This is a genomic window from Streptomyces sp. GLSS-08 (genome assembly GCF_056387915.1).
On record NZ_JBWJAQ010000008.1, the window covers coordinates 333,332 to 354,549 of the forward strand.

At 73.0% G+C, this 21,218-nt stretch carries 15 protein-coding genes; 4 read left to right on the forward strand and 11 right to left on the reverse strand.

The genetic code is table 11. The annotated features are described in order from the left end of the window. Positions 1-208 precede the first annotated feature (208 nt). A complete protein-coding gene (locus AC0ZLC_RS17345) occupies positions 209-643 on the forward strand; it encodes a protease inhibitor (protein ID WP_476752856.1) in 435 nt (144 codons plus the stop codon). Between the two features lie 222 nt (positions 644-865). On the opposite strand, the gene AC0ZLC_RS17350 is transcribed toward AC0ZLC_RS17345, so the two are convergent. The 4 genes from AC0ZLC_RS17350 to AC0ZLC_RS17365 all read right to left on the reverse strand — a co-directional run bounded on the left by AC0ZLC_RS17350 (position 866) and on the right by AC0ZLC_RS17365 (position 4,036). Further along, entirely contained in the window at positions 866-1,069 is a 204-nt protein-coding gene (locus AC0ZLC_RS17350) for a CDGSH iron-sulfur domain-containing protein (RefSeq protein WP_476752857.1), read from the reverse strand. Further along, positions 1,050-1,703: a HemK2/MTQ2 family protein methyltransferase gene (locus AC0ZLC_RS17355; protein ID WP_476752858.1), complete on the reverse strand. Its 654-nt coding sequence runs from the start codon at positions 1,701-1,703 to the stop codon at positions 1,050-1,052. Before AC0ZLC_RS17355 ends, AC0ZLC_RS17350 begins: the two co-directional genes overlap by 20 nt. 21 nt (positions 1,704-1,724) lie before the next feature. Next, a complete protein-coding gene (locus AC0ZLC_RS17360) occupies positions 1,725-2,720 on the reverse strand; it encodes an iron-containing redox enzyme family protein (protein WP_476752859.1) in 996 nt (331 codons plus the stop codon). Positions 2,721-3,019: 299 nt separating this feature from the next. After that, positions 3,020-4,036, reverse strand: a complete 1,017-nt coding sequence (locus AC0ZLC_RS17365; RefSeq protein WP_476752860.1) for a Ppx/GppA family phosphatase — start codon at positions 4,034-4,036, stop codon at positions 3,020-3,022. Between the two features lie 135 nt (positions 4,037-4,171). Here AC0ZLC_RS17365 and AC0ZLC_RS17370 point away from each other — a divergent pair, with 135 nt between their 5' ends. Next, positions 4,172-5,752: a phosphatase PAP2 family protein gene (locus AC0ZLC_RS17370; protein ID WP_476752861.1), complete on the forward strand. Its 1,581-nt coding sequence runs from the start codon at positions 4,172-4,174 to the stop codon at positions 5,750-5,752. Positions 5,753-5,792: 40 nt separating this feature from the next. On the opposite strand, the gene AC0ZLC_RS17375 is transcribed toward AC0ZLC_RS17370, so the two are convergent. From AC0ZLC_RS17375 to AC0ZLC_RS17400, 6 genes are all read right to left on the reverse strand, one after another. Further along, positions 5,793-7,295, reverse strand: a complete 1,503-nt coding sequence (locus AC0ZLC_RS17375; protein ID WP_476752898.1) for a DHA2 family efflux MFS transporter permease subunit — start codon at positions 7,293-7,295, stop codon at positions 5,793-5,795. 264 nt (positions 7,296-7,559) lie between these two features. Further along, complete coding sequence (locus tag AC0ZLC_RS17380) at positions 7,560-10,373, reverse strand: NHLP bacteriocin export ABC transporter permease/ATPase subunit (RefSeq protein WP_476752862.1); 2,814 nt, start codon at positions 10,371-10,373, stop codon at positions 7,560-7,562. 1 nt (position 10,374) lies between these two features. Further along, positions 10,375-12,612 carry an NHLP family bacteriocin export ABC transporter peptidase/permease/ATPase subunit gene (locus tag AC0ZLC_RS17385; protein ID WP_476752863.1) on the reverse strand — a complete coding sequence of 746 codons (2,238 nt, stop codon included), beginning with the start codon at positions 12,610-12,612 and terminating at the stop codon, positions 10,375-10,377. Then, on the reverse strand, positions 12,609-13,418 hold the full coding sequence (locus AC0ZLC_RS17390) for a hypothetical protein (protein WP_476752864.1): 810 nt from the start codon (positions 13,416-13,418) through the stop codon (positions 12,609-12,611). The genes AC0ZLC_RS17385 and AC0ZLC_RS17390 overlap by 4 nt, the downstream gene beginning before the upstream one ends. 90 nt (positions 13,419-13,508) lie before the next feature. Then, positions 13,509-13,724 (reverse strand): type A2 lantipeptide, encoded by a 216-nt coding sequence (locus AC0ZLC_RS17395; protein ID WP_121407520.1) that lies wholly within the window; start codon positions 13,722-13,724, stop codon positions 13,509-13,511. Positions 13,725-14,178: 454 nt separating this feature from the next. Further along, positions 14,179-14,592 carry a PaaI family thioesterase gene (locus AC0ZLC_RS17400; RefSeq protein ID WP_476752865.1) on the reverse strand — a complete coding sequence of 138 codons (414 nt, stop codon included), beginning with the start codon at positions 14,590-14,592 and terminating at the stop codon, positions 14,179-14,181. Positions 14,593-14,714: 122 nt separating this feature from the next. Here AC0ZLC_RS17400 and AC0ZLC_RS17405 point away from each other — a divergent pair, with 122 nt between their 5' ends. Next, positions 14,715-16,064, forward strand: a complete 1,350-nt coding sequence (locus AC0ZLC_RS17405) for a S1 family peptidase (RefSeq protein WP_476752866.1) — start codon at positions 14,715-14,717, stop codon at positions 16,062-16,064. Positions 16,065-16,346: 282 nt separating this feature from the next. Here AC0ZLC_RS17405 and AC0ZLC_RS17410 read toward each other — a convergent pair whose 3' ends face one another. Beyond that, positions 16,347-18,485 carry a SpoIIE family protein phosphatase gene (locus tag AC0ZLC_RS17410; protein ID WP_476752867.1) on the reverse strand — a complete coding sequence of 713 codons (2,139 nt, stop codon included), beginning with the start codon at positions 18,483-18,485 and terminating at the stop codon, positions 16,347-16,349. A gap of 267 nt (positions 18,486-18,752) precedes the next feature. Between AC0ZLC_RS17410 and AC0ZLC_RS17415 the strand changes: the two genes are divergently transcribed. Beyond that, positions 18,753-21,194, forward strand: coding sequence for a SpoIIE family protein phosphatase (locus AC0ZLC_RS17415; RefSeq protein WP_476752868.1), 2,442 nt, complete (start codon positions 18,753-18,755; stop codon positions 21,192-21,194). The last annotated feature ends 24 nt before the right edge of the window (positions 21,195-21,218 follow it).

Here is a 21,218-nt window from a genome sequence, read left to right on the forward strand (position 1 = left end):
CGGGCCGATTCCGGCGATCATCAAGCCCACGGTTGCGGGGCTTGCACGTTCGAATTCTGTGACTTCGCGCCACTGATTCAATACTCAAAGTTACCGAAACGCATGGGGTCGATGTGTGTTTCCGCGCCGGACTCGGCAGACTCGCGCTCGCCGCACCGGCACCAAACCCGAGCCGGTGCAGCCTCGTCACAGCGGAAGGATGCACACAATGCCGAACACCGCGCGCTGGGCAGCGACTCTGACCCTGACGGCCACCGCCGTCTGCGGCCCCCTCACCGGGTCCGCCCTCGCCGCCCCGGGCCCCGCCCCCGCCTCGCTCTACGCCCCCTCGGCCCTCGTCCTCACGGTGGGCCACGGCGACAGCGCGGCCACCCTCACCCCCGAACGGGCCGTCACCCTGAGCTGCGCCCCGACCGCTTCGGGTACGCATCCGGCCGCCGTCCGGGCCTGCTCCGAACTCCGCGCCGCGGGCGGGGACTTCGACGCCCTGGACGCGAGAGGCGAGGTGATGTGCACCAAGCAGTTCGACCCGGTGGTCGTCACCGTCGACGGGGTGTGGCAGGGCCGACGCGTGTCGTACGAGCGGACCTTCGCCAACGAGTGCGTGAAGAACTCCTACGGGACGAACGTCTTCGCGTTCTAGAGACCGGGATCGCGGGGCCCCCGTGAGCACTGACCGAGGGCCGTTGCTGGGGAGTGCGAGCCCCCGTCGCGGGAGTGCCACGCGATCTCGCACCGAGGGCCGGCCGGACGGAGTGGGGCTGTCCGCCGGCCCTCGGCATGTGTGCGCGGCGGAGGGCGGACGGCATCATCGACGATGCCGCTCGCCCGAACGAGTAATAACCGCCTGGGGTGAAGGCCCTGCCTATGTGGGCTTCGACCGGCGGTGACTGGTGTCGCACCACGGGTAGCGGCGGCTGAGCCGGCAGGTGCACAAGGCGACGCGGAAGCGGTCGGACGAGACGACGCTGCCGTCCTCGAGTTCGACCTCGACCGGCCCGTCCACCATCATCGGGCCGCGACGCTGCACGGTGATCCGGCGCGGGGCGTCAGACGAGTCGTTCGGCACGGATGACCACCAGCTCTTCCTTCTCCTCGTGGGGGGAGAGCAGACCGCGTTCCCGCAGCCAGCCCTCCCGTTCGCGCAGTACGGGGCCGAACGCGACCCACCTGCGCTCCGTCACCGCGGCCCGCAGACCGGCCGCGCGCAGGAGCTTGAGGGTGGGCTCGGCGCCGCTGAGCGCCGAGTGGACCATCAGCAGCACGCCGCCCGGCCGCAGCAGGGCGGGCGCCTCGCGGCAGATCCGGTCCAGCACGAGCCGGCCGTCCCGGCCCGCGTCCCAGGCCCGGGCCGCACCCCGCGGAGTGCCCTGGGCGTCGGGCGCGGGCACGTACGGCGGGTTGGTGAGGATCAGGTCGAACGACTGGCCCGCCACCGGGGCGAACAGGTTTCCGCGCACGATACGCACGGGGAGCCCGGCCAGACGCGCGTTCAGCCGGGCGGTGCACACCGCCCGCCACGACACGTCCACCGCCGTCACCCGGCCGCCCTTCCGCGCGGCTGCGAGGGCCAGAGCGCCGGTACCGGTGCACACGTCCAGCACGCGCGCCCCAGGTGCGAACGGCTCGTCGGAGAGCGCGCCGGCCAGCAGCGAGGTGTCATCCTGTGGGGCGTAGACGCCCGGAAGTGCCAGAGGTTTCACGCGGGGCGAGTACCCGGGGAATCATGAAATATGGGTATCTCGTACGGTCTGCCTTTCCGCGTGCCACTCCGTGAGCAGCCGCCGTGCGAGACGGTCCTCCAGATGGCCCGTGGCGTCGATGCCGAAGACGACATCGGCCTCCAGGTACGGCTCCTCCGCCAGCAGGCCGCCGATCACGTCGTGGCGTACGACCTGCTCGTGCACGGCGTCGGCCTCGACGTGCTCGTCGTAGAAGAACTCGGCGGCGGGTCCCGCACCGGTGCGCCGCATGGCCTCCGCGAGCCGCTGGGAGCCGGGCGAGGAAGTGATCTCGACCGCCGCGAAGTGCCCCACCAGCGCCCCGCGCAGATTCCGGTGCAGACCGAAGAGGGACATCATGTTGACGGTGGCCAGCATCTCCGCGGACGCCTGGTCCAGGTAGTGGCCGTACGTCGTGTCGAGTCCCAGGTCGTCCATCATGTCCGCGAAGAGCTTGGCGTGCACCCTCTCGGCCCGGCCGCCCCCGTACTCGTCGAACTCGACCGCGGCCATCCCGGCCTTGGCCCGTCCCCACAGGCGCGGCAGCACCCAGGCGTGCGGATCGGCCTCCTTGAGGTGGTACAGCGAGCGCTGTGCCACGTACTCGCGGATCTGCCACAGCTCGCCCTCGTCGCGGAGGTGGTGGCTGACCCCGGTGCCCTCCGCGGGCTCCACCAGCAATTCCTTCACCGCCGCCTCGACGCTGTCGTGCACCCGGGTGTCCGCGCGCAGGGCGGTCAGGAAGCGGTCCTCCAGCGCCGCCCGGGTCCGCAGGAGGTCCGGGTCCCATTCGAGGGTGGCGTCGACCCCGGCGAAACCGCGGTAGTGCAGTTCGTAGCAGCAGTACAGGGCCAGCTGCAGGTCGTCGCCGTAGGGCGCCGCCTCGCGGATCTCCTCGGGCGCCGGGAGCGGGCCCGCACCCGTCAGGTGGGCGAGGACCGCCGTGGAGACGGGGCCGCGGCCGGGCGGCAGCTTCGGGCCTGGACGATCTTCTGTCATGGCGGCCGGGTACCCGCCCCGCGCGAGGTCATCCGCGGTGTGGGGACGACGGGGGCGGGTATCCCGAGGCGGACGGCCTGGTCGGGACGGCCTCATCGGGACCCGGGACGCCTGGGTACATCAAACCGGGTCGCCCGGGGAGCGGCCGGGCACCGTGATGTCCGCACCGTGCTGTCCGCGGGCCGGCCGGGAGGGCGGCCCGCGGCGTCCGGGCGAATCGCAGGCGCCGTGGTCACCGCGCGGGCTTCCAGGACTCGCGACGGTGTCCGCCGCCGGACGGCTCCACGCGACTGCGGCGCTCAGCGGGCCTGGGCCGGGATGCGCAGCGGCACCGCTCCCGCTCCGGCGGGCGGCGGCAGGTCGTCGCCGCGCTCGCTGATCTCCGCCCACCAGGACCCGCCGTCCTCGATGTGCCGCAGCAGCACGCCCTCGCGGATGGCCCAGGGGCAGATGCTGACCTCCTTCACACCGGTGAGCTTCATGGTGGTGTGCCCGACCACGGCGCCGGCGAGGCTCTGGGCGGCGCGGGGGGCCGAGATGCCGGGAAGGCGTGCCCGTTCGTCCGCCGGGAGTGCGGCGAGACGTGGAATGGCCCGGGCCAGTTCCCTGCGGCGCAACTCCCGTTCCACGAAGGGCCCGTGGCGGCCGGGCGCGGTGCCGCACAGCCGGGCCAGCTGCTGGAACGTCCGCGAGGTGGCGACGGCCGTACGGGGCCCCTCCCAGCGGATGCGCGCGGCCACGTCCCGCAGCTGGTGACGGACCTTGCGCCGCAGCGCGCGCAGGGCCTCCGGCGTCGGCGGGTCCTGATCGAGAAGGAACTCCTGCGTCAGCCGCCTGGCCCCGAGCGGCAGCGAGGCGACGAAGTCCGGCAGCCGGCCCCGGCCGAAAGCCACTTCCAGCGAACCGCCGCCGATGTCCATCAGGGCGAGCGGCCCCGATCTCCAGCCCATCCATCTTCGGGCCCCGAGGAACGTGAGCTCGCCCTCCACCTCGCCCGGCAGCGTGCACAGCGGCACACCGGTCTCCGTCCGGACGGTCCCGAGGATCTCCGAGCGGTTCGGGGCGTTGCGGACCACTGCCGTGGCGAAGGCCAACGGGTTCGCGGCACCCCACTGCTGCGCGGTCCGGGCCGCTCCGCGCACCGCCTGGACGAGCTGGTGCACCGACTCCTCCGGGATGTGGCCGTCGGGCTCCAGGTGTTCGGACAGCCGCAGCCGCCACTTGGCCGTGTGCACCGGCAGCGGCACCCCGCCCTCGGCGTCGGCAACCACCAGTCTGACAGTGTTCGATCCCACGTCCACCACGCTCAGTCGCATGCCCCGGAACTACCCGACTCCCGTCGAAGCACGCCCACCGGGAGCACGCCGCGGTGTGCGCCGCCCGGAGCAGCGCCGCCACCGGTCCGAGTCGCCCCGGATGCCGCGTCGGCCGGGATCCCGTAGTGGTGGAGCATGCGTGTTCTGGGTGAGTGGGACCAACTGCTGTTCACACGGGTCGCCGGCGCGCGGCTGCCCGGCGCCGATCCGGCGGTGCGGCGGCTCAGCCGCTCCGCCGATCACGGCCGGCTCTGGCTGGGAGCCGCCGCCGCGCTCACCGTGCTCGGCGGCCGCACGGCCCGCCGCGCCGCGCTGCGCGGTGCCGGCTCGCTCGCCCTCGCCTCGCTCACCGTCAACACGGTCGTCAAGCGGGGTGCCCGGCGCCCCCGCCCGCTCCTCGACCACGTGCCGCCGGTCCGGCACCTGAGGCGTCAGCCGCACACCACCTCCTTCCCTTCGGGGCACTCCGCCTCGGCCGCCGCCTTCGCCACCGGAGTCGCCCTGGAGTCCACCCGGTACGGCGTCCTGGTCGCGCCCCTGGCGGCGGCGGTCGCCTTCTCGCGGGTCTACGTCGGCGTGCACTACCCCGGCGACGTGCTGGCCGGCGTCGCGATCGGAGCCGGGGCCGCCGCGCTGACCTGCCACTGGTGGCCCCCGCGCGCCGTCGCCCCGGAGCGGGAACGGCCCGCGGCCGACGCGCCCGCGCTGCCCGACGGGGAGGGACTGGTGGTCTTCCTCAACAGAGGTGCGGGAACGGGTGCGTCCCCCGTACCCCTGCCCGCCCCGGCGCACCTGCGGGGACTGCTGCCCCGGGCCGAACTGGTCGAGTGCGGCCCGGACGACGACTTCACGGAGCTGCTCGGCACGGCGGTGGACCGGGCCCTGCGGTCGGGCGGCGCGCTGGGCGTGTGCGGCGGCGACGGCAGCGTCAACGCGGCGGCCCGGGCGGCCGCCCGGCACGGTCTCGCCCTCGCGGTGTTCCCCGGCGGCACCCTCAACCACTTCGCACTGGACGTGGGCGTACCGGAGTTCGAGGACACCGCGGTCGCGGTCGCGCGGGGTGAGGCGGTGGCGGTGGACATCGGGGTGGCGGCCGCGGCGGCGGGGGAGGAGGTGCGGTTCCTGAACACCTTCAGCATCGGCCTCTACCCGGAACTCGTCCGGATCCGGGAGCGCTTGGAGAGACGGTGGGGCAAGTGGCCGGCGGCGGCCCTCGCCCTGGCCCGTGTCCTGCGCACGTCCACGCCAATCGAGGTGCGCGTCAACGGGCGCACGCGGCGCCTGTGGCTGCTCTTCGCGGGCAACGGCCGGTATCTGCCCGACGGTTTCGCCCCCACCTTCCGCCCGCGGCTGGACGACGGACTGCTCGACCTGCGCATGGTCGACGGCGACCACCGCCTCGCCCGCACCCGCGTGGTCGTCTCCGCGCTCGCCGGGGCGCTGGGCCGCTCCCGCGTGTACAGCGCCGAGACCCTGCCGAGCGTCGGACTGTCGGGTCTGCGGGGCGCGGGACCGCTCGCCTACGACGGTGAAGTCGCGCCCGCTCCCGAGGAGTTGCGGCTGTCGAAACAGCCGGGTGCCCTCGTCGTCTACCGGCCGGCGCTGCCGCAGAACGAGCTGGCCCAGCAGGCCCGCATCGCGGCCGCGGCCGCCCGGCACCGGGCACGGGCGAAGGGCCGCCGTCTCCCTGCGGACGGCGGCCCCTCGGCTCGGTGAGTGATGGGTGCTGTGGACCGGTGGTTCGGTCCGGCGGCGATCACATGTGGACGACCGGTGCGGCGTCCGGGTCCGGCTCCTGCGTCCCACGGCGGTAGAGCAGGAAGGCGATCACCGCGCCCGCCACGAACAGGACGGCCGACCACCAGAAGGCGGTGGTGTAGCTCTCGATCGTCGACTGGGCCTGGACGAGCTTGTCGGTCGGGTTCCTGCCGGACAGGTAGCTCGTCGCGGCGCTCGCGGCCAGGGTGTTCAGCAGCGCCGTCCCGATCGAACCGCCCACCTGCTGCATGGTGTTGACGGTGGCGGAGGCGACGCCCGCGTCCTCGGCCGCCACTCCGCTCGTGGCCAGGGCCATGGCAGGCGGCATCACGATGCCGAGGCCCGCGCCGATGAGGATCAGCTGCGGCAGCACGGCGGTCGAGAAGTCCGAGGCCACGCCGATGCCGGTCAGCCACGCCATGCCGGTCGCGGCGATCGCGAAGCCCGCCGGGATGACGGTCTTCGGTCCGATGCGCGGCACCAGGACGGTGGTGGCGAGCTGGGCCATGATCATCATGGCCCCGACCATGGGCAGGAAGGCCACACCGGTCCTGGTCGGGCTGAAGTCGAGGTTCAGCTGCAGGTAGTAGGTGAGGAAGAGGAAGACACCGAACATGCCGGCGCCGGTGATGAGCACGGCGACGAAGGACGCGGCACGGTTGCGGTCCAGCAGGACGCGCAGCGGCAGCAGCGGGTGCTCGGCCCGGGTCTGCCACCAGGCGAACGCGGTCAACAGGATCGCGCCCGCGACGAGGAAACCCCAGGTGGCGGGGGAGTCCCAGTCGTGCGTCTCGGCGTTGGAGAAGCCGTAGACCAGGGCGAAGAGCCCGGAGGAGACCAGCAGCGTGCCGGGCAGGTCCAGCTTGGAGTTCGCGGCGTCCCGGTGATTGCTCAGCAGCACCCAGCCGCCGGCGAAGGCGACGATCGCGAAGACGACGTTGACGTACAGGGTCCAGCGCCAGTCGAGGGCGTCGGTCAGGACACCGCCGAGCAGCAGGCCGACCGCGCCGCCGGCGCCCGCGATCGCGCCGTACACGCTGAAGGCCTTGGCGCGGTCCTTCGCCTCGGTGAAGTTGGTGTTCAGCAGCGACAGGGCGGCGGGGGCGAGCAGCGCGCCGAAGACGCCCTGGAGGGCGCGGGCCATGACGAGCATGCCGAAGCTGGTCGAGGCGCCGCCGAGCACGGAGGCCGCGGCGAAGCCGGCCACGCCGACGAGGAAGGCGGGCTTGCGCCCGAACAGGTCGGCTATCCGGCCGCCGAGCAGCAGCAGGGACGCGAAGGCCAGGGAGTAGGCCGTGACGATCCACTGCCGGTTCCCGTCGGAGAAGCCGAGGTCCGCCTGGGCGGAGGGCAGGGCGATGTTCACGATGGTGGCGTCGAGGACCACCATCAGCTGGGCGATACCGACGATCGCGAGGATCCACCACCGCTTCGCCGGGTGCGCCGAGGGCGCGTCCTGCGCACCCGCGGGGGTGCTTTCGGTCAGGGTCGGGGACATCAGAGAACGCTCCAGGGAAGTTGCGCCGGGGGCATGTAAACGAAACGGTTTCGTACACATCGAGCGTAGACCAGACGGACCGAAACGGCAAAGTTTCGCTTGCGCGGCGCCCCTCGCTCCGGCACGCCGCATGCAGGTGAGCGGGCGCCGCACGTGAGCGTGCGCCGCACGGAAGGGAGCGACTCCGGAGAGGCGCGCCCCCGGGGAGGCGCGGACATGCGAAGCCGGGCCCTCTCGGGACCCGGCCTCCTTGCGGATCGACGCCGCTCACCGCATCTGGCGTCGCACCAGTTCGTGCAGGCGTCCGCCCGTGTCCGCGAGGAGCTCGGCCGGCGGGCCCTGCTGGGCGACGCGGCCGTCCTCCATCACGATGACGCGGTCCGCGTCCAGCACGGTCGACAGCCGGTGCGCGATCACCACCCGCGTGGCGCTGAGCGCCCGGGTGCTCTCGATGACCGTGCGCTGCGTCTCGTTGTCCAGGGCGCTGGTCGCCTCGTCGAAGAACAGGATCCGCGGCCGGCGGATCAGCGCCTGGGCGATCATCAGGCGCTGCCGCTGCCCGCCCGAGATCGCGCCGCTGCCCGAGACGATGGTGTGCAGCCCCATCGGCATCCGCTCGATGTCCTCGGCGAGACCGGCCATCCGGGCCGCCGCCATCGCCTCCTCCGGCGTGTACGGCTCGGTGCCGCAGATGCAGTCCAGGATCGACCCGGTGAACGGCTGGGCGTGCTGGAGCACGACACCGCACTGACGCCGTACGGCGGACTGGTCGAGGGCCGCCAGATCCTGGCCGTCGTAGAGGACACTCCCCGAGACCGGCTTGTCGAAGCCGATCAGCAGCCGCAGCAGGGTCGACTTGCCGCAGCCGCTCGGCCCGACGACCGCCACGAACTCGCCCGGCCGGACGACGAACGACACGTCGTCGAGGACCAGCGGGCCGTCGTCGGAGTACCGGAAGGAGAGCCCGCGCGCCTCGACACCGCCGGACAGCACACCCGGACGGGTGCTCGCCGTGCGCACCTCGGGGGCCGCGTCCAGCACCGGCCTGATCTCCTCGAACATCGGCAGCGCTGCCGCCGCCGACACGAAGGCGCTGGTCAGCTGGGTGACCGAGGTGAGCACCATCGTCACCGAGGTGTTGAAGGTGAGGAACTCCGCGGCCGAGAGCGACCCGCGGGCGGGACCCGCCAGCAGCATGAACATCAACAGGGAGCACAGCGGGAGGTACACCGCGCCCAGCACCGTCGTGAGGTTCTTGATGCGGCCGACCTTCTGCTGCAGTTCACGGCTGCGCGCGAACTCGCCCGCCCATGCCGCGTACGCGTAGTTCTCGGCCGCGGCGACCCGCAGCTTCGGCAGCCCCCGCAGGGTCTGGAAGGCCTGGTTGTTCAGCTTGTTGCTAAGGACGACCAGGCGGCGCTGCCAGCGCACCTGCCACAGTCCGAGCCCCAGGAACACGGCCGCGATCACCACGAGCATCCCGACCGCGGCCAGCGCCATCGGGACGCTGTACCAGAGCAGCAGCCCGAGATTCATCGCACCGACCGTGCCCGCCTGCGCGACCGTCGGGCCCACGCCCGCCAGCAGCCGGCGGATCGCGCTGATGCCCATGGCGGCACTCGCGAGTTCACCGGTCGAGCGGGCGGCGAAGAACTTCGTCGGCAGCCTCAACAGCCGGTCCCACACCGCCGGTTGAAGCGTCACCTCGATGCGCCCCTCCATCCGCAGGAGGGTCAGGTTCTGCAGCAGCATGAAGGCCGCCGACACGACGCTGGTGACCATGACGGCCAGGCAGACCTGCACGATGAGACCCTGCTCCGCCTTCGGAACGTACTCGCCGAGCACCTTGCCGGTGGCGATCGGCACCAGCGCCCCGATCGCCACCGTCACCAGACCGCTGATCGCCAGGTTCCGCAGATCACTGCCCGTGCCCCGGAGGCAGAACCGCATCAGGCGCAGCGGGCTCAGCCGGCGCTCGGGCAGCGGCCGGTAGAACATGACCGCCCGCGGTTCGAACTCCGCCGCGTTGGCCTTCTCCACGGGCGTCTCCCGGCCCGAGGACGGCTGCACCGCCACATAGCCGCCGCGTCGCCACAGCAGCGCCACCGGCGCCCCCGACACGGCACGGTGCCCCACCAGCGGGCCGATGTCGTCGTGCCACCAGCGGCCGTCGAGCCGTACGGCCCGGGCCCGTACCCGGGAGGCGAGGGCGATGCGCTCGACCGGGTCGAGCCGTTCGCTCTCGACTCCGCTCTGCGCCGGCTGCGCCAGGGTGATCCCGGCCGCCCCGGCAACCAGCTCGCACGCCGCGTACGTGGCGTCCGCGTCCGCGGCGGTCGGCCGCTTCGCCGACCTGCCGATCGACGCCAGCAGGGTGCGGTCGGCCCGGGCACGGACGGCCTCGCCCGCCTCGATGCCCGCCGCCGTCCGGTGCTCGTGGTGCTCCTCCAGCTGTTCGATCCACCGGTCGAGGGTGGCGAGCAGGCGGTACTGCTGATCGACCATGCCCTGCCAGACGGCGGAGTCCATCAGCAGGTCGGCCGCCGCCTCGGCGCCGTACAGCGAGCCGTACTGCACGCTCCCGGGCGGCACCTGCATCCAGAAGACGTCGTCGTCGGTGAGCGCCCCGGCGTTCGTCGTGGCCATCGGCGCCTGGAACAGGATGGAGAGACTGCGGCCGACACCGAGGGCGAGGGCGTGCTCCAGCGGACTCGACGCCGACGGCACGTACTGCGGGTTCCCGTACGCGTCGTACGACCAGGTCTCCGCGGGCGCCCGCTGGTACAGCTCGCGCAGCGCGATCCGGCGCGCCACACAGCCCCGCAGCGGCCTGCCGGCCAGCGTGTGCCGGGGCCCGGTGACGGGACCGAGCAGCAGCGAGCCCGCTTCGAGCCGGCCGAGGTGATGCCAGTGGCCCTGCTCGGCGGCGTCGACCGCGAACAGGTCCATGGCGCCCGCCGCGATGAGCCACAGCACCTGCGGGCCCTCCAGGTCCAGCCGGCTGAGGCCCGTGCAGTCGAGGGGAGTGCCCATGCCGCCGAGCGCCCCGAGGACGAGGTCGCCGTCGTGCACCGTCGTCATCTCACCGCTCCCTGACCAGCTCGGCGTAGGGGCCACCGGCCGCCACCAGGGCGTCGTGACGCCCGCGTTCCACGACGGTGCCGTGTTCGAGCACCACGATCTCGTCGCTGTCGCGCACCGTGCTCAGCCGGTGCGCGATCACCACACAGGCACAGCCGCGCCTGCGGAGGTTGTCCATCACGACCTGCTCGGTCTCCGCGTCCAGCGCGCTGGTCACCTCGTCGAGCACCAGGATGCTGGGCCTGCGCACCAACGCCCGCGCGATCTCCAGCCGTTGCCGCTGGCCGCCCGAGAAGTTCCGCCCGTCCTGCTCGACCCGGCTGTGGATCCCGCCAGGCCTGCGCATGATCACGTCGTTAAGCGCAGCGTCCTCGAGCGCCGCGGTCACCGCCTCGTCCGGGATCGAGGGGTCCCACAGCGCCACGTTGTCGCGGACGGACCCCTCGAACAGGAAGACGTCCTGGTCGACGAAGGAGACGGACGCGGCGAGCGCGCCGCGCGGGATGTCCTCCAGACGTCGGCCGTCGATGCGGATCGTGCCCTCCCACGGGGCGTACAGGCCCGAAATCAGGCGGGACACCGTCGACTTGCCGCTGCCCGACCCGCCGACCAGCGCGACCTGCCGGCCGGGGCCCACCGTCAGCGAGAAGCCGGTGAGCAGCGGCTTGTCGAGCGGGCTGTAGCCGAACGTGACGTTCTCCAGCTCGACATGGCCGTGCAGCCGCCGGGCGGACTCGCCCGTGCCGGTCCTGGCGTACAGCGGGTCGGCCTGGAAGTTCTCCACGTCCTTGAGGCGTGCCACGTCGGCGGCGAAGTCCTGGATCCGGCCCGCGACGCCGTTGAGCCGGGTGATCGGCGCGGTGAAGCGGGTCACGAGCGCCTGGAAGGCGACGAGGAGCCCCACCGAGATGTGCCCCTCGACGGCGCGCAGTCCGCCGATCCACAGGATCAGCGCGCTGTTCAGCGTCGCCAGGGTGGGCGCGACGATCCCCAGCCAGGCGCTCGGCACACCGAGGCGCTGCTGCTCCTCGAGCGTGGTGGCGTGCTGCCCCGCCCACTTGCGGAAGTAGCCGTCCTCGCCGCCGGTCGCCTTCATCGTCTCGATCAACTGCAGTCCGGTGTAGGCGGTGTTGGTCAGCCGGGCGCTGTCCGCGCGCAGCTTCGCGGTCCGGGTCGCCCGCAGCCGGATCACCACCCGCATCGCCACCACGTTCAGCAGGGCGACGCCGATCCCCACGGCCGTCAGCTGGGGGTCGTACGTGTAGAGCAGGACGGCGTACAGCACCACCACGACCGTGTCCACCCCGGCGGCCGCGAGGTCACGGGCCAGCGTCTCCGCCACCGCGTCGTTCGACTGGAGCCGCTGGACCAGGTCGGCGGGGCTGCGCTGGGAGAAGAAGGTCACCGGCAGGCGCAGCAGGTGCCGCAGGAAGCGGGCACTGCTCAGCGTGGAGGAGATGAGGCGGCCACGCAGCAGGTTGGCCTGCTGGAGCCAGGTGAGCACCACCGTGAGCAGCACACAGACGCCCATCGACGTGAACAGCACGCCCAGCAGCGACGTCTGACCGCCAATCAGGAACATGTCGATGTACTGGCGGCTGAGCGCGGGCACCGCCGCGCCGACCGCCACCAGCAGCAGACTCGACAGCACCGCCGCGGGCATGGTGCCGGACGTCCCGCGCAGCCGGGCCGGCATCGCGCCCAGGATTCCCGGCCTGCGGCCGCCCCGGTGGAAGTCGGGGCCCGGCTCCATGACCAGGACGACGCCGGTGAAGCTGGTGTCGAAGTCCTCCATCGGGACGAAACGGCGGCCCTTGCCGGGGTCGTTGATGTGCACGCCCCGCCGGCCGAGGCGGCGGCCCGTCCCGTCGTAGACGACGTAGTGGTTGAACTCCCAGAACAGGATCGCGGGCGCGCTCACCTCGGCCAGGGCGGCCGTGTCCATCTGCATGCCCTTGGCCGTCAGACCGTGACTACGGGCCGCCTTCAGCAGGTTGCTGGCCCGCGAACCGTCCCGGGAGACCCCGCAGGCGATGCGCAGCTCCTCCAGCGGGATGTGCCGACCGTAGTGGCCCAGCACCATGGCGAGGGACGCGGCGCCGCACTCCACGGCCTCCATCTGGAGCACGGTGGGCGTGCGGACGGTCTTCCGCCCGCCCTTCGGCGGGGTGCGCCGGGGTGCGGGGGCGCGGCGTCTGCCCCGGACGGGGGGCGGCAGGGTGTCCTGGGGAGCGGTCACGGCAGGAGCCAATCGATCGGGCGCTGATCGGCCAGGCGGATCGAACCGGTGGCCAGGGTCATGGAGTCCAGCGCGTAGGGCGGCCCGTCGGCGGACGACCACCGGTAGCCGCTCTTCGTGCCGGACGACCGGTCGAGGCGCACCAGGACGGCCACCGGCCTGCCCTTCCTGGTGAACTGCTCGCCGAGCTGGCTGTCACCGAGGTAGGCGGTGATCTGCTGCCGGGTCCGGGCGGTCCGGTCGACCGCCTTCACATGGCCGCGCAGTACGCCGTACCGCTGGGTCGGCACCGTCTGCACGGTCAGGTCCACCGGCGCGTTCACCGGGATGCCCGTGGCATTCTCCGCCGGGACGTACACCGTCGCGTACAGCGGGTCGTCGGCCCGGGCGACCTTCTCGACGGCGGCGACGTTCGCGCCGGTCGTGATGATCGCCCCGACGGTGGCGGCGAGCGCGGTGACACGGCCCGCGGCGACCGTGCGGACGACGGTCTTCTCGCCCTGTGCCGTACGGACTTGGAGGACGGGGGCGTTCGCCGGGAGCCGACGGCCCTCCTCGGCGAGGACCGCGGTGACCTGCCCCGCGACCGGGCTCTGCAGGACGTAGCTGCCCTCGCCGTGCGTGAGGACGGCGGGCGCGCTGACCGTGGACGCCACGGTGCCCGTCACGGCCCACACCGACGCGGCGGCCATGACGATCAGCGTCACGGACAGCACGAGCCAGCCCTGGGGGCGGGCGAAACGCACCGGCAGGTCGAGTTCCTCCGGCGACTGCAGCTTGGCGAGGGCCTGCTGGCGGAACTGCACGGGTCCTCCCTCACCTGTTCGAGAGATGCGCGGCATCCGAGAGTCCCGGAACCGGGGAGTGGTTCCGGGACTCGACGGCGCGGGGTGCGATCAGAGACCGGCGACCAGGCCGGTGACCGGGGCGGTGTTCAGGCCGGTCACGCCCTCGACGGTGCCGACGACGGTGCCCACGAGGCCGGAGACCGGGGCGACCGAGTCCACGAGGTCCGTGACGGTGCCGACGGCCTGGACGGACAGGCCGCCCGCGACGTTGTCGAGCTCGGCGTCGGAGATCTCGACGGTCGCAACCTGGGGGGTGGAGTTCATGATGGAACTTCCCTTCGTATGGGTATTCATAAGGGGGAGCGGCCCCCTCTGGGGACAGATGGCCGGCCGCGACCCGCGGGCTCGCAGGACCCGTTTCCGGGAACGTCTGCGAACCGCGGTGCACGGATCAAAGCACGGGGGCGCGGCGGTCCTCCAATCAATCCCTGCTCCCACCAGGGCACTTGCGTGCCCCGGCACCGAAACCGTGCAGGAGTCGGCACGTCTCGGCGGCGACTTCTTCACATGCCGCGCGGCATCGGTTCACGCCACCTCGTGCCGCGGAGGAGCGGAATGGGACAGTCCGGACCTCGCGGCGCCGCGCACCGCGGACGCATGTGCAGATCCGCCGTGCGTGGTGGCCTCGTTGCGCAGCCGATGTGCAGATTCGCCGAAGCCGCGATTCCGCTCCGGATCGCGGACGAAGTGTCACCATGTGGTCGCGGAGCGTGCCGAGTCAGCCCAGGAGCGCGTACACCGTGCTCGCCCGGGCCGCGATGTCGCGCGACCCCTCGGTGGTCATCGTGATGTCGGCGAAGGCCGTCTGGCGGCCGAGCTTGGTGAGGACCGCCTCCACCGACACGTTCGCTTCTGTGACGGCCCGTTGGAAACTCGTGGACTGCTGCACGGTCGTCATCGGGACGAAGCCGCCGCGCGCCGCCGACACCGCGATGACCGTCGCCGTGTCCGCGGCGGCCATGAGGACCTGACCGGACAGGGAACCGCCCGCACGGGCCAGCCGGGACGACCACGGAAGCCGCAGCACGGCCCGGTCGTCCCCCAACTCCTGGACGGACAACCCCAGGTCCAGCACCCATGGGGCGAAGTGGTCGGCGAGGATCCGGTCGGCTTCGGCGAGTGTCAGCGTCATGCGGGGATTGTCCCCCGCGTTGAACGCCCCAGTCGGCTCGTCCGTATCAACTGCCATCCAGGCGCCCCCCATTCAGCTGCCGGACGGCGGCGCGGACCCCGTCCCCCACAGGAGGTCGAGAGTTGAGTCACAAACGCATACCCAAGCGCAAGGCCGCGATCGCAGCAGGAAGCGTAGTGGCGCTCGGAGCGGCGGCACTCGTGCTGCCCAACGCCATGGCGTCCCAGACGGACACCACCGATGCCGCGCCCCGGACGTTCAAGTCGGCCGAGGCGCCGGACGTGGCCGCACAGCTCGCCTCCCGGCTCGGCGAGGCCTTCGCGGGCTCCTACTACGACGCCGACAAGCAGCAGATCATCATCAACGTCGTCGGCGACGACAGCGACGTCGTCAACGAGATCCGCAAGGCCGGCGCCGTCCCCAACGAGGTGGACAACAGCACCGCCGAACTGAAGGCCGCCGCCAGAACGCTGCGCACGGACGCGACGATCCCCGGCACCGCCTGGTCGGTCGACCCCAGGACCAACGAGATCCGGGTCACCGCCGACCGCACCGTCACCGGCGCCAAGTGGAACCGGCTCACGTCGACGGTCAAGTCGCTCGGCTCCGACGTGGCGACCGTCAAGAAGTCCGCCGGCACTTTCAAGACGTTCGTGGAGGGCGGCGACGCCATCTTCGGCGGCGGGGCCCGCTGTTCCCTGGGCTTCAACGTCACCGCGGGCGACGGCAGTCCCGCGTTCCTGACGGCGGGTCACTGCGGGGTCGCGGCCGCCGAGTGGTCGGACGCGCAGGACGGTGCCCCGATCGCCACCGTCGACCAGGCCACCTTCCCCGGCGCGGGCGACTTCGCCCTCGTCAAGTACGACGACCCCAACACCCAGGCCGCCAGCACCGTCGACGTCGGCAACGGCCAGACGGTGGAGATCACCCAGGCCGCCGAGGCGGCCGTCGGCCAGCAGGTCTTCCGGATGGGCAGCACGACGGGCCTCAAGGACGGCAGTGTCACCGGCCTCGACGCCACCGTGAACTACCCGGAGGGCACGGTCACCGGTCTCATCCAGACCGACGTCTGCGCCGAACCGGGCGACAGCGGCGGCTCCCTGTTCACCCAGGAGGGCGGCGCGATCGGCCTGACCTCGGGCGGCAGCGGCGACTGCACCAGCGGCGGCGAGACGTTCTTCCAGCCGGTGACCACCGCGCTGGAAGCGGTCGGCGCGACACTCGGCGCCGGGGACGCGGGTGCGGGTGCGGGTGCGGGTGCGGGCGACCAGGCGGGCGAGGAGGGCCAGGCCGGCGCCGGCGAGGAGGGCCAGGCCGGCGCGGGCGAGGAGGGCCAGGCCGGCGCGGGTGAGGAAGCGCCGGGCGGTGCCGAGGACGAGCAGGCCGGCGGCGCCGGTGAGACCGCCGACCCGTCGGCTCCGGCGGACGACGGGGTGGACGACGGCTCCGGGCTGACCGGCACGGGTCACTGACCTCGTCGCGCACCGGCCGGTGACCCACGGGGCGAGGAGAACGTCTTCGGTCACCGTCCCGGGATGACAGAAGCCCGCCGCACCGGACGCTCAAGCGGTTCGCCCGGGCGGTGGAACGGTCCGGCTCTCCGGCGGGAGGGCCGGACCGCTCTGCGTCCGGCCCGCGTCACTCCGGCGGCCGGGCGGGGGCGGTCCGGGTCACTCCGGCAGCCGGGCGGGGCGGCCCGCCCCCGCGCCGCTCCGGGAAACGCGAAACCGGCCGCACCGGCCGACGTACGCCCGTCAGTCACCGGCCCGCAGCAGCAGCAACGCGACGTCGTCCGGCCGTTCCGGCGCCGTCTCGGTCTGCCGGACCAGGGAGTCGGCCAACGCCTCGAGCGGCTGGTCCCCGACTTCGGCGAGCCGCTCGCCCAGCTCGGCCAGGGCGTCGTAGAGGTCCACCCCGGGTGACTCGATGAGCCCGTCGGTGCACAGCGCGAGCACCGAACCGGGGGCGAGGGCCACCTCCGTCGCCGGATACGCGGCGGACGCGTCGATCCCGAGCAGCGGGCCGCCGGCCACGTCCAGGATCTCCACCCGGCCGTCCGGCGCGCGCAGCAACGGCGGGACGTGCCCCGCCCGCGCCATGACGACCCGCCCGCCGACCGGGTCCAGACGCAGGTAGAGGCAGCTGGCGAACAGCTCGGTGCCGAGGTCGATCAGCAGCCGGTTCGTGCTCCGCATGACCTCCCCCGGCGGCTGGCCGACGGCCGTGTACGCCCGTACGGCGGTACGGATCTGCCCCATCAGGCCGGCCGCCGTCACGTTGTGGCCCTGCACGTCCCCGATCACCGCGACGGCCTGCCCGTCGGTGGGCACCAGGTCGTAGAAGTCGCCCCCGATGTCCATGCCCAGGCTGGCCGGCAGATAGCGCGCCGCCGCCTCGATCCCGGGCAGGGCGGGCAGCGAGTGCGGCAGCAGCGCGGCCTGGAGGCCGTGGGCCAGCTGGTGCTTGGCGTCGTAGAGGAGGGCCCGCTCCAGGGCCTGCGCGACGAGTCCGCCCAGGCTGGTCAGCACGGCACGCTCGTCGGCCGGGAAGGCGCGGGGTTCCGCGTAGGCGAGCACACAGGTGCCGACCGGGCGTCCGGAGGCGACGAGCGGCAGGTACGCCCACGCGGCCATGCCGTCCGGCGTGGCGTTCCGCCCGGGGTAGATGTGCTCCAACTGCCTGCGCGACTCGAAGAACGCGGGCACCCCGCTGGTCAGCGCCCGGGTGCCGGGAGTGTGCGCGGTGAGCGGCAGACCGTCGAAGCGCCCCACCACACCCGGGTCCGGGTATCCGTGATGGCCGAGCACGTGCAGGCGCCCGCCGTGGGTCCCGAGGACCACCAGCGCCTTGCTGCCGACGGCGGGTGCGATCTCCTCCGCCACCAGCTGGACCACGTCCTGCACACTCACCGCCTCGGTGAGCGCGCTGGCCAGGCTCAGGATGTGGGAGATGGTGACCAGCCGCGGGCTGGTGTCCGTGCGCCGGGGCGGGTTCCGAGTCATCTCGGACACCGCGCGGGCCCGGGCGATGCGGACGCTCAGCCCGTCGGTGTTCGGATAGAGGCGGAACGACAGCCAGTCACCTGGCGGGCGCAGCGCCACGAACGACGTCACCTGCTGGCTCATCAGTGCGGCGCGGTAACGGTCCTCGTAGACGGGGTCGTTGAGCCAGGGCACGGACGTCCACGGCTGGGTGCCCAGCAGGTCGCCGACCGGAACGCCCAGCAGGTCGGCCGTCGTCCGGTTCGCGAAGCTGACCCGCCCGTGCAGGTCCAGCGCGCACAGCCCGTACGGCAGCCGCTCCACCATGCGGGCCGCCTCCACCGTGCCGAGGCTGCCGGTCAGCTCGCCCGTCGGCGCCGGCAGGTCGGGTTCCGCGGACGGGGGCCGGTTCTTTTGCACCGCGCGCTCCAGGCGCAGCGCGAGCCGGTCGCCTGCCGCGACGAGATGGGACCGCTCCCGCTCCGACAGCTCCGGGTGCGCGCCCGGCCAGGTCACGAACATCGCGCCGTAGGCGGTGGACCCGGTCGCCACCGGGACCGCCGCCAGGGCGAAGGGGTAGGGCAGGACCACGGCGATGCGTGGATAGCAGCGCGCCATCTCCTCCTCGCCGCTGACCCAGATCAGCTCCCGTCGCCGCAGTGCCTCGGCGACCGGGATCGGGGCGTTGAGCCCCACCCGCTCCCACGGCGCGGCGAAGGCCCGGGGCAGTCCGGCCATCACCGCCATCTCCAGGACCGGCTCGTCGGGCGCCAGCAGGTACACCGCACCCGAATGGGCCTGTACGTCGTCGAGGATCGTGGCGAGCGTGAGCGAGAGCAGCGGTCGGCCCACCGGCGCCCGGGGGGCGGGCGGCGTCTGACCGGACGCCTGCCAGTCGGACACGCCGACCACCTCCTCGCATGGCCGCGACGGGTCCCAGGGGTCAAGGCTCTCGCGCGCGGGCGCATCGCGCACGGCGAGGTGCCCGCGCGCCCCCCGGTGAGCAGGGGGCGCGGGCCCGTGGGGGACACGGACCCCGGGCGTCGACGCCCCCGCGGGAACGCGCGGTGACCCGGATGTGACGTCGCGTCCGGGGGTCCTCCGGACGGGACCCGAGCCACCGGTCCGGCGGCTGCGGAACCGTCGCAGGGGCTGCGCGAGCCTCCCGGAAGCGCTGTAATGACGGACGTGGTCAGTGAGGGCGCTGCGGGACGCAGAACGCGATCGTCGCGTGCCGAACTTGCCCTCAAGACGCTCACCGCGGACCTCGACCCCCACGAACGGCTGCGCCGCATCCTCGAACAGGCGCTCGTCTTCGCAGGTGTCACCCTGGCCGCCGTGTACGCACCGGGCGAGGGCGGCGACGAGCTGTGCCTGATCGAGGCCGCCGGGGTACCCAGGACGCTCTACGGCCTGCGCGACAGCTATCCCCTCGCCGGGACCGCACCCGCCGCGGACGCGCACCGCTCCGGACGGCCCCGCTGGCTGACACCCGAGGACCTCACGCACTGCGCCGACGCCCGGCGGCTCCCGTCCCAGGAGTTCTTCCTGGCCGTCCTGCCCCTGCGCGACGGCGGCTGCCTGGTCGCCGTCACCGAGCACGAGCACGGCTTCGGCACCGAGGACCGCGAGTGCCTCACCCTGCTCGCCGACGCCGCCACCTCCCCGGCACCCACCCCCGCGGGCGAGCGGGACGAGCTGCCCGCCAGCTCCTTCAGCCTCGCCATGGACAGCGGACGGGTCGAGATCGACGACGAGATGCTGGAACTGTTCGGCATCGGCCGCGACGACTTCGACGGCAACGTCGAGACCCTCCTCGCCCTGACCGTGCCCGAGGACCTCCCGTCGCTGATGTCGGTCGTGGAGGCCGACCACATGTCCATCGGCGACCGCGAACTGGAGTTCCGCATCCTCCAGCCCTCCGGTGTCCCCCGATGGCTGCGGCTGCGCGGACGGCTCCTGCCCGGCGGCGACGGCCATGCGGCACGCCTGGTGGGCACGGTCGCCGACGCCTCGAAGCTGCGCCCCGGGGTCAACGACGTGGCCCGCGTCCAGCGCCTCGCCGCCGCGCTCGCCACCGCCGGCACGGTCCGCGACGTCAGCCACGCCGTGGTCACCGCCCTGCGCAAGCCCCTCCAGGCCGACCGGATCGCCCTCGCCGAACTGGAGGGGGACCGCCTCGTCGTCACGGTCCTGGATCCGCCCGAACCGGACGCCTGGCCCGAACTGTGGCGCACCGAGTGGCGTTCCGAATGGCCGGACGCGCCCGTCCGCGCGATGCCCACCCTCGCGGCGGCCCTCACCGAGGGACGCGCGGCGATCTGGCCCGCCACAACCGCTCTGGAGCCCGCGCTCTCCGACGTCGGACCCGGCGGCCTCGCCGTCCTGCCGCTGGCCGCCGGCGGACGTATGGGCGGCGTCTGCCTGATCGGCTGGGACGCCCCCCACGAGTTCGGTCCCGACGAGCGCGCCCTGCTCACCGCCGCGGCCGGCCTCACCGGGCAGGCCCTGATGCGCGCCCACGCGTTCGACGCCGAACACGAACTCGTCGGCATGCTCCAGCGCACCCTGCTGCCCCGCAGACTGCCCCGCCTGCCGGGCGCGGTCGCCATCGCCCGCTACCTGCCCACCACGGCGGGCCTGGAAGTGGGCGGCGACTGGTACGACGTGATCCCGCTGCCCGACAACCACGTCGCCCTCGTCATCGGCGACGTCCAGGGACACAACGCGGGAGCCGCCACCCTGATGGGCCAGATGCGCACCGCCCTGCGCGCGTACGCCGTCGAGGGACACCCCCCGGACGTCGTCGTCTCGCTCGCCAACCGTCTCCTCGTGGACATGGAGAGCGACCTCTTCGCCACCTGCTGCTACGTCGACGTCGACATGGAGGAGGGCTCCGCCTGGTTCGTCCGCGCCGGGCATCTGCCGCCGGTGCTGCGCCACCCCGACGGCAGGACCGAGATCGCCGAGTCCGAGGGCGGCCCGCCCCTCGGCGTCGTCAGACAGGCCGACTTCCCGATGAGCCCACTGCGTCTGACCCCCGGCACCGTGGTCGCCCTGACCACGGACGGCCTGGTCGAGTCGGCGGAACTCGACATCGAGGACGGCCTCGCCCGCCTCGCCGGACAACTCGCCGACTGCGACCCCGCCCATCTCGGTCTCGTCGCCGACACGCTGCTCACGAACGCCAATCGCAGCGACGACGTGGCCCTGCTCCTGACGCGCTACGACGGCATGTCACTGCGCCCGCTGCGGGAGAGCTGGACGGTCTGGCGGGTTCCCGAGGCCGTCCGCCACGCCCGCCGCTTCACCCGGCGCGCCCTGCGTGCGTGGCGCGTCGACGCCGACGCGGACACCGTCCTCCTCGTCGTCTCCGAACTCGTCACCAACGCCCTCGTGCACACCGACGGCCAGGTACGGCTCGACCTCACGCTCCTCAACAACCGGCTGCGGATCACCGTGGCCGACACCTCGCCGCGCACCCCCGTCAAGCCGACCAGCATCGGCTGGGAGGCCACCGGAGGCCGCGGCATGCTCCTCGTCGAGGCCATGTCGGCGTCCTGGGGGACCGTGCCGGCGAGCGGCGGCAAGCAGGTGTGGAGCGAGATCGTCCTTGAATGAGGCGCCGCCGGGCACGGGATGACA